Genomic DNA, 12,856 nt, shown 5'->3' on the forward strand with positions numbered 1-12,856 from the left:
CGAACGGGGGCCCTAGGAGAGCCAGCCCGCGCGGGCCGCCAGGACCCCGGCCTCGAAGCGGCTGCGGGCTTCCAGGCGGGCCATGAGGTTGGAGACGGTGCGGCGGACCGTCCGGAGGGAGACGCCGAGTTTCTTGCTGATGGCCTCGTCGGTGTGGCCGCTCGCCAACAGGTACATCAGTTCGCGTTCACGGCGGGAGAGGCCGGTGGAGTCGGGGCCGTCCTGTTCGTACCAGGGGATGCCGGCGTCCCAGAAGCGGGTGAACAGGACGTGGAGGGCCTCGACGACGCCTCGGCTGCGGATCTCCAGGGCGCCCTTGCGGACGTTCTCGGGGTCGAGCGGGACGAGGGCGACCTCACGGTCGACGAGGACCATCAGCATGGGCAGGCTGGGGACGGTGCGGGTCTCGCCGCCCAGGGTGGAGAGCCAGTGGACGTACTCGCGCGTGCCAGGGTCGTTGCGGAAACTGTCCTGGTAGAGGGTGCGAAGGGAAACGCCGCGTTCCAGGGCCATTTGGTCGAGCGGTTTGCTCGATTCCATGACGTCGGGACGCTGGGCCCCGCCGGGGAAGAAAGAGAGGCATTCCGTACGGGCGGTCGCGGCGAGCTGTTCGAGGCGGAGACGCACCGCTTCCAGGCCGAAGAGCTGCCGAATGATCTCCGGCGCGTGCCGCTGCCGGCCGTACCGTGTGATCAGTGCGGCCACCGAGGAACGGGCCGTCTCCAACTTGCGCTGTTTCGCGCCCAGTTCCAGCTCGATGCGGTCGAGCAGGACGCTCAGTCCGACCTCGGGACTCACCGTCAGGTGCTGCTCGTCACTCTCCCCCGGGCGGAGAAGGTGCAGGTCGGCGAGGTCGTCCAGCGCGTGGCGGACGGATTTCTCCGGCAGGCCCAGGTGCGCGGAGATGTCCAGCACCCCCATATCGGGCCGTTCCAGTAGCAATCGGTACACTGCCTCGACATCTGGCTCCAAACCGAGCACTTCCAGCAACAGCCACTCCTCCCCCTGGGATGGTCAGATGCCTTTCACAGCTTCCAGGGCCGAAGCGCGACCGACGCCCGAAACTGGTCAGGTGTGAGACCATAACTGAAAGCGCATTTTATCGCTTGGCCGGAGAAACGTTCCTCCCAATCTCGCCAAAAATCGCGGCCCATCACGGGACATCAGCGTACGGAAACGGCGACCGCGGCGCGATATCCCGCGCGGATCCGCACATCCGCGAGACGCCATCCGGCCACCGCTCCCGGCACCCGGCCGCCCCCCACCCACGGCTCCTCGATGCCGTGCGTCAGGCCCGCCCCCGACCCCTTCAGGCACGCCTCCTTCCGCGTCCAGCACCGCAGGAACGCCTCCGTGCGCTCGGCCGGCGGCAGCGCGGCCAGCTCCGCCCGCTCCCGGGGGTGCAGCATCGCCGCCAGTTCGCCGGCCGTGCCGGGAGGCGGCGCCGCCTCCACGTCCACCCCGACCGGCGCGCGGGCGAACGCGTACAGCGCCAGCTCACCGCTGTGTGAGAGCGAGAAGTGCAGGTCCGTCCCGCGCAGCGCCGGCCGGCCACCGGGCCGCCCGCAGCGCGCGCACGGCAGGCGCACGAGCGCCACCTCGGCCGGATCCCGCCCCAGGTACGCGCCGAGCAGCCGGCGCAGCACCACATGGGCCACGGTGTAGCGGTGCCGGTCCGTCGCGTGCGTGAACCGCGACCGCCGCGCCGTCTGCTCCCCGGCGAGCAGACGGGCGGCGTCCGGCCCCACGGCGTAGGCGTCGGCGCGGACCAGCCACAGGTGCGGCGGGCCGCCCGGCTCCGGCGGATCGAGCCCCCCGTCCGAGAACCCCTCCCCGACGGGACGCGGGACCAGCGGCGCGGGCGCCCCCATCGGCCTAGGCCGCCCCGTGCCCGGCCGGCACCCGGTCCGCCGCGCTGCGGGACCGCAGGTCGGCGAAGGACGTGATCAGGCCCGAGACGTCCTCCATCGGACGGCGGTGGCGCGTCGCCGTGGGGTCGGGCGTCCCGATGTCCAGGGAGCCCAGCAGCCGCTCCCCCGGCTCCAGGCAGAGCAGTCCGGCCGCCGTCGCGCTGCGCGCCAGCGCGCCGGTACGCCAGATGCTCCCGTAACCGCGCGAGTGCAGCAGCAGCATCAGCGCGTGCGTCATGCACGTGGCGGCGGCCAGCTGCTCCCACTCCGGTATCCGGCCCTCGCGCGGCGAGAAGACCAGCGCGGCGACCAGCGGCGCCCGGCGCAGCTTGGCCCGCATCCGCTCCACCGTCACCTCGTCCCCGCCCGCCTCGTCCGCGAGGCAGCGCCCCAGGGCGTCGCGGTCCTCCTCCCGCAGCAGCACCCACCGCCACGGCCGCAGCCGCCCGTGGTCCGGCGCGGTGCTCGCGCCGCGGAGCAGATAGGCGAACTCCCCGTCGCTCGGGGCCGGGCCGTGCAGGGTCTGCTCGCTGCGCCGGGTCATAACCGCCGTCATCACGTCCATGGGGAATACCTTCCTGAGTCGGTACGGCTGGTACGGGTGCTCAGTGGCGGATCTCGAGGGTGCAGCACTTGACGCTGCCGCCGCCCTTGAGGAGTTCGGACAGGTCCATGCCGATGGGGTTGAAGCCGCGTTCGCGCAGCCGGCCGGCGAGGATCCGGGCCGCCTCCGGGAGGACGACGTTGAGGCCGTCGGAGACCGCGTTCAGGCCGAAGACCTCCGCGTCCGCCGCCGACACCTCCACGGCGTCCGGGAAGAGCGAACGCAGCACCTCGCGGCTGCCCGGGGCGAACGCCTCCGGGTGGTACATGATCTCGTCGCCGTCGAGCACGGCCAGCGCCGTGTCGAGGTGGTAGTAGCGCGGGTCGACGAGTTCGAGGCTGATGACCGGACGGCCGAAGAAGGACTGCGCCTCCTGGTGGCTGCGCGCGTCGCTGCGGAAGCCGTGGCCCGCCAGGACGAAGCGGCCGGTGACGAGGAAGTCGCCCTCGCCCTCGTTGACGTACGCCGGGTCGTGCAGCTCGGTGAAGCCGTTGGCCCGGAACCACTCCAGGTACGCGGGGCCCTCGGCGCGGCGCTCGGCGTTGCGGAAGCTGGCGCCGAGCACCCGGCCGTCCACGACGGTGGCGCCGTTCGCCGCGTACACCATGTCGGGCAGACCGGGCAGCGGGTCGATCAGGTCGACGGTGTGGCCGAGCTCCAGGTACAGCTCGCGCAGCCGCTCCCACTGCAGGACGGCGAGACCGGTGTCGACCGGCTTGGCCGGGTCCATCCACGGGTTGATGGCGTACACCACCTCGAAGTGGGAGGGGCGGCACATCAGGTAATGACGACGGCGCTGGACGCGGGTCTTCGCGGGGGCGGCGGCGGTCGTGTCGGAGGACATGTTCTCCCCAGGGTGTGAAGGCCATGTGGTGGTGGCCGATGTACGGGAACGGGACGTGCGCGCCCCGCTTCAGCGGGACGGGGCGGGCGGCGCGTAGTGGACCAGCTCCACCAGGAGTTCGGCGGGCTCGGGCAGGTACAGGAACGCGACGCTCATACCGGGGCGGGCGCCCCGGCACGGCTCGGCGTCCAGGGCGAGGAAGCCGCTCCGGCGCAGGCGGGCGGTCTCGCCGGCGAGGTCGTCGACGGCGAGGGCGAGGTGGTACAGGCCGGGCCCCTGCCCGGCGAGCCGGCCGTCGACCGCCGACCCGGCGCGCGTGGGCGACACCAGCTCGACGGCGGTACCCGCCCGGTCCCCGGGCAGGTTCCAGAACTCGCAGGCGACTCCGTAGGCATCGGCCCGCCCGTGGTCCGTGCGGACCATCCCGAGCGCGGCGAGCTGCTCCCCGGCCCGGGCGGGCTCGGCGGTGGCGAGGCCGACGTGGTCGACACCGAGGATCACGGCGGGCCGCCCGCGCGGGGGCCGGCCCCGCCCGCAGGCTCACCCCGCATGGGTCTCGGCCCCTCCGGAGAGGCGGGTGGAGATCTCCGACGCCAGCTCGCCGACCGTCTCCAGCTTCATGTACGCGCGCAGGTCCAGCTGCACGCCGTACGTCTGCTCGACGGCCGCCAGCAGGCGCATCGCCGCCAGGCTGCCCCAGCTGCCGAGGGCGGTGAAGCGGGTGTCGGGGGCGAGGGACTCGGCGGGGTGGTGGGAGACGCGGGCGACGAGGGGTCGCAGGGTGGTCATCGTGTCAGACATGGGCCGGGGCCTCCTTGGCGACCAGGGTGATCCAGTCGGGGGTCAGGGTGGGGAGCCGGTCGAGACGGGCCTCGTGGCGGACGGTCTCGTCGTCGCCGGCGGGTCCTTCGGCGCGGGTGAGGCCGGCGGAGGGGTAGAGGGTCGCGGCGGGCGCGTTGCGGGCGGTCGGACGGAACCGGGCCTCCAGGACGGCGGCCCCGGCGGCACGGGCGGTGTCGGCGACGTACTGCAGGACGGCCCGCTCGACGCCCCGGCCGAGGACCCGGCAGCTGAGGACCAGGTTGCGCACGGTCCACCGGTCCGGGCCCCGGTCCAGCCAGACACCGCCGACCACGCCCTCGCCGCCGAAGCGGTCGGTGACCTCGACGGCGAGCACGAGGTGCCCCGGATCGCCGGCGAGCCGCCGGGTGAGGGCCTCACCGTGGGCGCGGCCGGTCATGTTGAACTGGTTGGTGCGCTGTTCGAGCTGGACGAGCCGGGGCAGGGTGTACGCGTCGGCGGGACCGACGGTGACGTGGATGCCGAGGGCCCGCAGATACTCCTCCGCCGTCTCGTGCGTGGTGCTCAGCCGGTGGCGTTCGCGCCGGCCGCGGTACAGGGCGGTGCGTTCGGCGTCGGTGGCGGTGACGCCGAGCTGGGCGAAGCGGGCGGGTTCGAGGAGCCTGGTCGAGTGGCAGGCGGGGTCGCCGTCCAGGGCCACGACGTCCACCTGGGGCAGGGAGCCGGCGACCATGCCGCACTCGAAGGGGCTGTCGTCGGCGAAGACGAACGCGTCGAGTCCCAGGGCGAGTTCCTCGGCGAGGGCGGCGACGTGCAGGTCCTTGCGCTGCCAGTCGGCGACGACGGCGACGAAGTCGTCCGGGCGCAGCACCATGTCCGGGTGGCCGGCCAGGGTCTCCTCCACGAGGGCGCGTTCGTTCTTGCTGCACACGGCGAGGAGCACGCCCTGGCGCCGCAGCGCCAGGGCGCGGCGCTGGAGGTCGGTGTAGCAGTCGCCGGGGTAGACCGTGCCGAGTTCGATGCCGGCGGGGCCGTCGTCGCCGAGGACGCCGCCCCACAGCGTGTTGTCGAGGTCGAGGACGAGGACCTTGCGGCCGAGGCCCGAGACGGCCCGGCAGAAGGCGGCGGCCTCACGGGCGTAGGCCAGTTGCGCGGCCGGCGTCCACGCCATCCGGCCGAACCGGTACTGCCGTTCGTCGCGGACCGGGCCGGGCTCGTCGGCGAACAGCGCCTCCAGGTCGACGGTGTAGACCCCGTCGCGGGTCTCGCCGGCGGCGAGGAGCGCGATGTTCGCCTCGCGCCAGATCCGGCCGAGGGCCGCCCCGCCCCGGAAGCTGATGACGCTGCGCCGGTCCGGGCGGGGCAGTGGCACGGTGTGCAGGAGGACGGCGGAGCCGGTGCGGGCGGCGAAGCCGGCGGCGGCGGCCGTGTGGGCGTCGACGCGGTCCCGTACGGCGGTGCGGACGCCGTCCAGGGCGGACGGGTCCCAGTCGCGCGGCAGCAGGGCCCCGGCGTCCATGAGGCACAGCGTCACCTCGGGCGCGAACTCGGCGAGGGCGGAGGCCGGGTCGGTGAGCTGGACGCCGAGCTGGTCGTAGGGGCACAGGTGGAGCTCGGCGTCGACGCCGCCGGCCAGCAGCGCCGCCCGCAGCAGGGGGACGACGTCGTCGGCGGTGAAGGTGGCGGCGACGGCGACCCGCAGGGTGGTGGCGCGGGTGGCCGGCGCGCGGGTCAGCCGGGCCGCCGCGACGCCCTTGAGCAGCCGGCCCGCCTCGTGCAGCAGCAGGGGGTCCGCGACGGCGCCGAGCTCGCGCCCGAGTCCCGTGTCGGTGGCCGCGGGCGAGTCGCGCAGGGCGCGGATCCGGTTGAGGAGGTCGTCCCCGGGCAGGGACGCCGGGGCGGGCGGCGATCCGGTCATGACGCGGCGGCCTCCCACCGGGGCTGTTCCAGGATCTCGACGACGGCGCAGGCGTACGTGAAGCCCATGCCGATGCCGCAGAGCGCCACCCGGTCGCCGGGGACGACCTGGCCGGTCTCCAGCAGGTGGGTGAGTCCCGCGATCTGGTCGGCGGCGCCGATGTGCCCGACCCTGCGGCCCCACTCCCAGGTGGTCTTGGCGTCCTCGATGCCGAACATGGACCGGAAGTCGACGTCGTCCAGGGTGCGGCCGACGTTGGTGAGGACCCAGCGGTCGATGTCGCCGGCGGTGAGCCCGGCGTCGGCGAGCGCCACGGAGACACTCTCCTGCTGGCGTTCGGTGAGCGACTGGACGATCTTCAGGAGGAGTTCGCCGTTCTCCAGCAGGTACTCGTCGCGGCGGGCGCGGAGGTCGACCGGTCCGTCGCCGTCGGCCGGGGCGTCCTCGAAGGGCTTGTTGCCGAGGTAGACGGCCCCGTAGGTGCCGTCGCTGATGACGGCGGTGGACAGCAGCCGGGCCACGCCGCCCTGCCGGGAGAGCACCAGTGCGGTGCCGCCGTCACCGAAGACCACGCCCTTGTCGGAGCGGTAGCGGTCGAAGGCGGGCAGGGCGAACACGTCGCTGGTGGTGAGCAGGGCGGCCGACTTCTTCGGCCGGGCGGTCAGATAGGCCGCGGCGATCTCCAGGGCGGCCAGGCCGCCGTTGGAGTACTGCTTGACCTCCACGGCGGCGGCCCGGCCGCCGACGGTGCGGCCCTGGACGTAGGAGGCGGGGGCGAAGTGGTCGAGGCCCTGGTGATGGCAGCTGGAGTGGACGACGAGGTCGACGTCGCCGGGCTCCACGGTGGCGCGTCCCATGGTGAGGTCGGCGGCCTCGACCGCGAGTTCGACGGCGGGGCCGTCGTCGGCCACGCTGATGGAGAGGAAGCCGTCGGCCTCCGCCTCCGCCGCGTCGTACCGTCCCTCGGCCACCGCGACCGAGGTCTCCTCTCCGCGGCCCAGAACCGCACCGCAGGCGTTGAGATAGATTCCGTTCCACCGCATGGAGTGCGGTCTCCTTCCGTCGTACGGTCCCAGGGCCCGTCGTGTGCGACGCGTCGGGCTACCGGCTGACCATGCAGTACTCCTCGTGGGCGGTGACGCGGTTGAGCAGGTCGTCCCGGCCGCTGCCGGCCGCGATCTCCTTCAGCAGCGCGAAGACGTCGTCGCCGGAGATGCCGGTGGTGAAGTGCTGCTTGATCAGGAGGGTCTGGATCTCCTGGTAGTTGTGCTCGTCGACGACGTCGGCGAGGCCGAGCAGCGCCTTGCGGCCCGCGTCGTCGAGGGGCGGGCGCTCGGCGATGTTGCCCGCCGGGATGTCCGGCTCGTCCGGCACGTCGAGGGCGAGGACCTGCCGGAGGCTGTCGGCGGTGAAGTCGCAGACGATGTGGACGCGGTCGCGCTCGGAGAAGGAGCCGACGGAGTGGGTCCGGGTGGCGTCCAGGCACCACAGCTCGCCCCGGCGCATCCGGAAGACGGTGTTCTCCTCGGAGGCGTAGACGTTGTCGTCGGTCTGGAGCGGGAGGTGGACCCGCACCATGTCGGCCTTGAGCTCCAGGAAGTCGCGGTGCGGCACGTAGAGGCTGCCGCCGGCGAGCCGCATGAAGCGCGCGTACTTGAGGTACTCGGTGCGGAAGAGCCGGCCGATGAGTTCGCTGACGTAGGTCAGCGCCTCGCCGTGGGGGGTGGGCCGCGCCGAGCCCTCGTAGTCGCCGAGGGAGGCCTCCTCCAGGCTGCCGCTCCGGTTCCACAGCATGGTGCTGCGCAGCAGGCCGGTGCTGACGAAGTCGGCGTAGGAGTCGTTGTAGGCGAAGCCCTCGGAGACGGCGAGGTCGGCGGCGAGCCGCTCGTCGTCGAGGGTGAGCGCGGCGATGCGGTGTGAGCGCATGTCAGGCCGCCCGGGTCGCGGCGACGGTGGAGGGCAGGCCGAGGGAGTCGGCGAAGGCGTTCAGCGCGCCGGCCCAGCTCGCGGAGTACTCGGCGGTCATCTCGGCGAAGGTGCGGGCCTCGGCCTTGGTGGTGACGAGGAAGGTCATGCCGGTCTCGTCGTCGCTGACCTGGGCGGCGTGCATCGTCTCGGCCTTGATGTGCGAGTCGATCCAGGCGAGGTCCTCGGTCTCGGGGAAGAGGCGCTCGCCGTTCACCTCCAGCTTGCCGTAGACGCGGCGGAAGGCGACGGCGATGTCCAGCGCGATCGTCTCGACGACCCGCAGCTGGACGGCGGCGCCGAGCGGGGAGTCCGCGAAGCGCTCCATGTTCTCGATGAGGCGCACGACGCCCTCGGGCAGTTCCGCGGCGGACTTGCGGCCGGCGTCGTCGACGTGCTCCGACAGCGGCGTGATGATGGAGTCCTCCCACCACACGTAGTGGGCTCCGGCGGGCCCCTTGGGGGCGACCGCGCCGAAGACCGGGGCGAGGTTGTCCAGGTCGTCGCCGATGACGCGGAAGATGGTCTGGAAGGCGGCCAGGACGTCCCGGGACGGGGACTGCTGGGCGGTCAGGGCGCGGGCCGTCACGCCGAGGCCGGCCAGGGTGGTGAACATGAACGCCTTGGTCATCGCCCGCCACTGGTGGGCGACGGCGAGCGGGCCGCGGAAATCCTCCGTTTCGAATCCCCGGGCGAAGCTGAAGAAGCGGTTGTCGGCGCGGCCCAGTCCGGCCTCGGCGATCTCCAGATCGACTCGCTCGTCGAGTGCGCCGCGCGCGTCTGCGCTGATTTCGATATCAGTCACGACTACTCCAGATTCCTAGATTTCGCTGAACGAGAGCGTCTCGTCGACGATTTCGTGGATGACATCGGCGAGGTCCGCCGAATTCTTCTCGGAGACGAGGGTGAAGTGGTTCCCGGGGATCTCGCGGAAGGAGATTCCCGAGATCCGTTCCCGCCATCCGTGGTCCTCTCCGCGCAGGATCGCGGGGAAGGCGATCCGGGGATCGGGGTAGGGGTCGGCCGCCCGCAGCAGGCGCACCTCGCCCTTGTACGGCTCGGGCGCGTAGGCGAGGAAGGCGGCGCGGTGCCGCTCCAGGAGGGCGGGGATGTGCGCGGCCTCCTCGGAGAGCCCGGCCAGCCGGGCCGTCACGTCGCCCTCGCCCTTCAGCAGGTCCATGGCCGTGAAGGCGGCGCGTGCCTGCTCGGCGGCGGACGGGTCGGCGATCGCGGCGGGCGGCAGCCAGGAGTCGAGCAGGGCGACGCCGGCGAGCTCCACGTCGCGCTCCTGCCACCGCCGGGCCATCTCCAGGGCGACGCAGCCGCCGACGGACCAGCCGGCGAGGAAGACCGGGCGGGTGCCGCGTACGGCGTCGGCGGCGGCGACGTACCGGTCCGCCATCTCCTCGATGGTCGTGGCACCGCGCGGGTCCTCGGCGGCCTGGAGGCCGTACACGTCGTACCGGCCGGCGAGGCCCCGGGCGACCGCGTGGAAGGGCAGGACGGAGCCGCCGGCGCCGTGCACGAGGAGGACGACGGGCCGGCCCTGGGGGCGGACGAGCGGGACGAGCACGTCGTCGCCGGGACGCTCCTCGCGGGCGGTGCCGAGGCGGACGGCGAGTTCGCGGACGGAGGGCGCGGCGAAGACGTCGCCGACGGTCGGGCGGACGCCCAGCTCCCGGCCGCAGGCGGCGATGAGCTTGAAGACCAGCAGGGAGTGGCCGCCGAGGGAGAAGAAGCCGTCGGTGACGCTGAGCGTCTCGATGCCGAGCACCTCGCGGAAGACGGCCGCGAGCCGGGTCTCCGTCTCGCCCTCGGGCGCGACCAGCTCCGTGGAACCGCCGGCGGCCTCGCCGCCGAGCCGTTCGAGCAGGGCCTTGTCGTCGATCTTTCCGTTGACGTTGTACGGGATGCGGTCGACGGTGACGACGGCCGCGGGCACCATGTGCGTCGGCAGGTGGTGGCGGGCGTGCCGCTCCAGTTCGCGCGGGACGGGCTCGTGGCCCGGCTCGGGCACGACGAAGGCGGCGATGCGGCCGTCGAAGACGCCGGGGGCGAGGGCGACGCAGGCGTGGACGTCGGGGTGGTCGCGCAGGACCGACTCGATCTCGGAGAGCTCGATGCGCAGGCCCCTGACCTTGACCTGGCGGTCGATGCGGCCCAGGTGCTCGATCACCCCGTCCGCGCGGTAGCGGCACAGGTCGCCGGTGCGGTACATCCGCCGGCCGACCGGGCCGAAGGGGTCGGGCAGGAAGCGCTCGGCGGTCATGGCGGGGCGGTTGTGGTAGCCGTGCGCGAGGCCGGTCTCGCCGCCGATGTACATCTCGCCGGGTACGCCGACCGGGAGGACCTCCAGGTCGGGGCCGAGGATGTAGACGCGGAAGTTGTCGCAGGGCCGGCCGAGCGGCAGGACCGGGACGCCGGGCTCGCGGGGGATGACGCCCTCCACGACGGTGCCGGCCTCCGTGGGGCCGCAGCAGTTGACGAGGTCGGCGTCGAAGTGGGCGTGGAAGGCGTCGCGCAGCCGGGGCTTGACCTCCTCGCCGCCGATGACGACCCGGCGCAGGGAGCGGCAGCTGCCGGGCGGGGCGGCCGCCAGGAAGACCTCCATCATCGTGGGGACGAAGAAGAGGGTGGTGACCTGGTACCGCTCGGTCAGGTCGAGCAGGTGCTCGGGGTCGCGGTGGCCGCCGGGGCGGGCGACGACGAGGCGGGCGCCGTAGTACAGCGGCCAGTACAGCTCCCACGTGGAGACGTCGAAGCCGTACGAGGTCTTGAGGATGTTGGCGTCGCCGGGGCCGAAGGGGTAGTGGCGCTGGAGCCAGAAGATGTTGGCGAGGGCGCCGTCGACGGGGTAGGCCACGGCCTTGGGGCGGCCGGTCGAGCCCGAGGTGTAGAGCAGGAAGGCCGGCGCGTCGGGCCGGGTCGACACCGTGAGGTTGCCGCTCGGGCACTCCTCCCAGGGGCGCTCCTCGCCGGTGAGGCGCAGCACGGGCCAGGGCCCCTCCGGGAGCTGCCCGGCGCCGGGTTCGTCGGCGAGGACCAGCTGGGGTTCCGTGTCGGCGAGCATGAACCCCATGCGGCCGTCGGGCAGTTCGGGATCCATCGGCACGTAGGCGGCGCCGGTCTTGGCGACGGCGTACAGCGCGATCACCATGGCGAAGCCGCGGTCCATGCAGACGGCGACCTTGCCGCCGGGCCGTACGCCCCGGTCCCGCAGGTGGTGGGCGAGGCGGTTGGCGCGCGCGTTCAGCTCCGCGTAGGTGACCTCGCCCTCCTCGCCGATGAGGGCGACGGCGTCGGGGGTGCGCAGGACCTGCTCCTCGAAGGGCTCGGCCAGCGTCCGGTACGCGATGTCCGGCTTCGCGTACGGGTTGAGGCCGTGCAGGATGTGGCGGCGGCCGTCCTCGGTGAGCAGCGGGGCGTCGGCGACGGAGGTGCCGGGTGCGTCGAGGAGGGCGTCGAGCAGGTCGAGGTACATCTGCCCGAACCGCTCGACCGTCGAGCGGTGGAACAGGTCGCAGGAGTACTCCAGCAGGCCACGCAGGCGTCCGCCCTCGTCGGTGACGGACAACGACAGGTCGGTGCGGGCCGACTTGGTGTCGAGCGACACGAGGGAGCCGCCGCCGGCGTCGGCGTCGACCATGACGCCGTCCTGGAAGCCGAAGATGGTCTGGAAGACGGGGTTGACGCCGGGGGTGCGCACGACGCCCAGCTCGGCGACGACCCGCTCGAACGGCACCATCTGGTGGTCCTGGGCCTCCAGCACGGTCCGCTGCGTCTGCTGGACCAGCGTGCGGAAGGCCGGCGCCGCCGACAGGTCGCCGCGGAGCGCGACCGGCTTGACGAAGCAGCCGACGATCTTCTCGGCGGTCTCGTCGTCGCGCCCGGCGAGCGGTGAGCCGACGACGATGTCGCTCTGGCCGGTGAGCCGGGAGAGGAAGGTCTGGTAGGCCGCGAGCAGGACGACGAACATCGAGGTGTTCTCGGCGGCGGCGAAGCGGCGCACCCGGTCGGCGAGCGGCGCCTCGACGTGGAAGCCGACCAGCTCGCCGCCGCGCGTCTCGGTGGCCGGCCGGGGCCGGTCCTTGGGCAGGTCGAGCACGGGCAGCTCGCCGCCGAGCCGCTCCTTCCAGTACGCCAGTTCGCGTACCTCGCGGGCCGGGTCGAGGTTCCGGGCCTGGGCGGCGGCGTAGTCGAGGTAGCCGACGCCGTGGGCGGGCGGCAGCTCGTGGCCGGCCAGCAGGCGGGTCAGCTCGCCCATGACCTGGCCGACCGACCAGTGGTCGATGATCACGTGGTGGAAGCCGAGGGCGAGCACGGCCCGGCCGTCGGGCAGGAGCAGCGCGAGGACGCGGAACATCGGCGCCTCGTCGGTGTGCAGCGGACGCGCCGCCGCCTCCTGGACGATCGCGGCGGCCCGGGCCTCGGCGGCCTCCTGGCCGAGGTCGCGCAGGTCGTGCCAGAGCACCGGCGGCGCGGGGACGCCGCAGTCCTCCTGTACGGGCTCGCCGTCCACCTCCACGATCCGCAGCCGCAGCGCGTCGTGACGCTCGGTCAGTGTCCGGACGGCTGCGGTCAGCCGTTCCCGGTCGGGAGCCTTCGCGAGGGTGACGGCGTCGAAGAGGTTGTATTCCGTGCTCTGCGGAAAACGCCTGGTGAAGTACCAGATACGAGCCTGTGCAGGAAGCAGCGGAACTCTGGCCCCCTGCTCCACCTTCGGAATCGAGACCTCGGCCTTTTCCACTTTCCGATTGCGGAGCATTTCGAGAAGCTGCGCTTGTCCGGCACTGAGCTGACTCACCTGTCCACAC

The 12,856-nt window shown here is 72.9% G+C and carries 11 protein-coding genes; all 11 read right to left on the reverse strand.

The features are described 5' to 3' along the window. Window positions 1-12 precede the first annotated feature (12 nt). On the reverse strand, window positions 13-921 hold the full coding sequence (locus LG395_RS03045; RefSeq protein ID WP_308071205.1) for a LuxR C-terminal-related transcriptional regulator: 909 nt from the start codon (window positions 919-921) through the stop codon (window positions 13-15). 242 nt (window positions 922-1,163) lie between these two features. Further along, window positions 1,164-1,871, reverse strand: a complete 708-nt coding sequence (locus tag LG395_RS03050) for a 4'-phosphopantetheinyl transferase family protein (RefSeq protein ID WP_225808341.1) — start codon at window positions 1,869-1,871, stop codon at window positions 1,164-1,166. A 4-nt stretch (window positions 1,872-1,875) separates the two neighbouring features. Then, window positions 1,876-2,475 carry a nitroreductase family protein gene (locus LG395_RS03055; RefSeq protein WP_171152050.1) on the reverse strand — a complete coding sequence of 200 codons (600 nt, stop codon included), beginning with the start codon at window positions 2,473-2,475 and terminating at the stop codon, window positions 1,876-1,878. Between the two features lie 40 nt (window positions 2,476-2,515). Then, a complete protein-coding gene (gene ddaH / locus LG395_RS03060) occupies window positions 2,516-3,358 on the reverse strand; it encodes a dimethylargininase (RefSeq protein ID WP_212768341.1) in 843 nt (280 codons plus the stop codon). Window positions 3,359-3,427: 69 nt separating this feature from the next. Then, complete coding sequence (locus tag LG395_RS03065; protein ID WP_171152052.1) at window positions 3,428-3,859, reverse strand: VOC family protein; 432 nt, start codon at window positions 3,857-3,859, stop codon at window positions 3,428-3,430. 39 nt (window positions 3,860-3,898) lie between these two features. After that, window positions 3,899-4,159 carry an acyl carrier protein gene (locus tag LG395_RS03070; protein ID WP_225808342.1) on the reverse strand — a complete coding sequence of 87 codons (261 nt, stop codon included), beginning with the start codon at window positions 4,157-4,159 and terminating at the stop codon, window positions 3,899-3,901. Beyond that, window positions 4,152-6,077 (reverse strand): HAD-IIIC family phosphatase, encoded by a 1,926-nt coding sequence (locus LG395_RS03075; RefSeq protein ID WP_225808343.1) that lies wholly within the window; start codon window positions 6,075-6,077, stop codon window positions 4,152-4,154. The genes LG395_RS03070 and LG395_RS03075 overlap by 8 nt, the downstream gene beginning before the upstream one ends. Beyond that, complete coding sequence (locus tag LG395_RS03080; RefSeq protein ID WP_225808344.1) at window positions 6,074-7,120, reverse strand: ketoacyl-ACP synthase III family protein; 1,047 nt, start codon at window positions 7,118-7,120, stop codon at window positions 6,074-6,076. Before LG395_RS03080 ends, LG395_RS03075 begins: the two co-directional genes overlap by 4 nt. A 58-nt stretch (window positions 7,121-7,178) precedes the next feature. After that, window positions 7,179-8,003 (reverse strand): aspartyl/asparaginyl beta-hydroxylase domain-containing protein, encoded by an 825-nt coding sequence (locus tag LG395_RS03085; RefSeq protein WP_171152061.1) that lies wholly within the window; start codon window positions 8,001-8,003, stop codon window positions 7,179-7,181. Between the two features lies 1 nt (window position 8,004). Further along, window positions 8,005-8,847: a DUF6202 family protein gene (locus LG395_RS03090; RefSeq protein ID WP_225808345.1), complete on the reverse strand. Its 843-nt coding sequence runs from the start codon at window positions 8,845-8,847 to the stop codon at window positions 8,005-8,007. Window positions 8,848-8,862: 15 nt separating this feature from the next. Next, window positions 8,863-12,789 (reverse strand): non-ribosomal peptide synthetase, encoded by a 3,927-nt coding sequence (locus LG395_RS03095; protein WP_225808346.1) that lies wholly within the window; start codon window positions 12,787-12,789, stop codon window positions 8,863-8,865. Window positions 12,790-12,856 lie beyond the last annotated feature (67 nt).

It is taken from the genome of Streptomyces spinosus (assembly GCF_020400655.1).
In the GTDB taxonomy this organism is placed as follows: Bacteria; Actinomycetota; Actinomycetes; order Streptomycetales; family Streptomycetaceae; genus Streptomyces; species Streptomyces argyrophylli.

What these genes read in the sequence shown, in the direction of transcription:
- LG395_RS03075 (WP_225808343.1), bottom strand. Translation starts at nt 6,077, where the DNA reads ATGACCGGATCGCCGCCCGCCCCGGCGTCCCTGCCCGGGGACGACCTC.
- LG395_RS03050 (WP_225808341.1), bottom strand. Translation starts at nt 1,871, where the DNA reads ATGGGGGCGCCCGCGCCGCTGGTCCCGCGTCCCGTCGGGGAGGGGTTC.
- ddaH (WP_212768341.1), bottom strand. Translation starts at nt 3,358, where the DNA reads ATGTCCTCCGACACGACCGCCGCCGCCCCCGCGAAGACCCGCGTCCAG.
- LG395_RS03045 (WP_308071205.1), bottom strand. Translation starts at nt 921, where the DNA reads ATGGGGGTGCTGGACATCTCCGCGCACCTGGGCCTGCCGGAGAAATCC.
- LG395_RS03080 (WP_225808344.1), bottom strand. Translation starts at nt 7,120, where the DNA reads ATGCGGTGGAACGGAATCTATCTCAACGCCTGCGGTGCGGTTCTGGGC.
- LG395_RS03085 (WP_171152061.1), bottom strand. Translation starts at nt 8,003, where the DNA reads ATGCGCTCACACCGCATCGCCGCGCTCACCCTCGACGACGAGCGGCTC.
- LG395_RS03070 (WP_225808342.1), bottom strand. Translation starts at nt 4,159, where the DNA reads ATGTCTGACACGATGACCACCCTGCGACCCCTCGTCGCCCGCGTCTCC.
- LG395_RS03055 (WP_171152050.1), bottom strand. Translation starts at nt 2,475, where the DNA reads ATGGACGTGATGACGGCGGTTATGACCCGGCGCAGCGAGCAGACCCTG.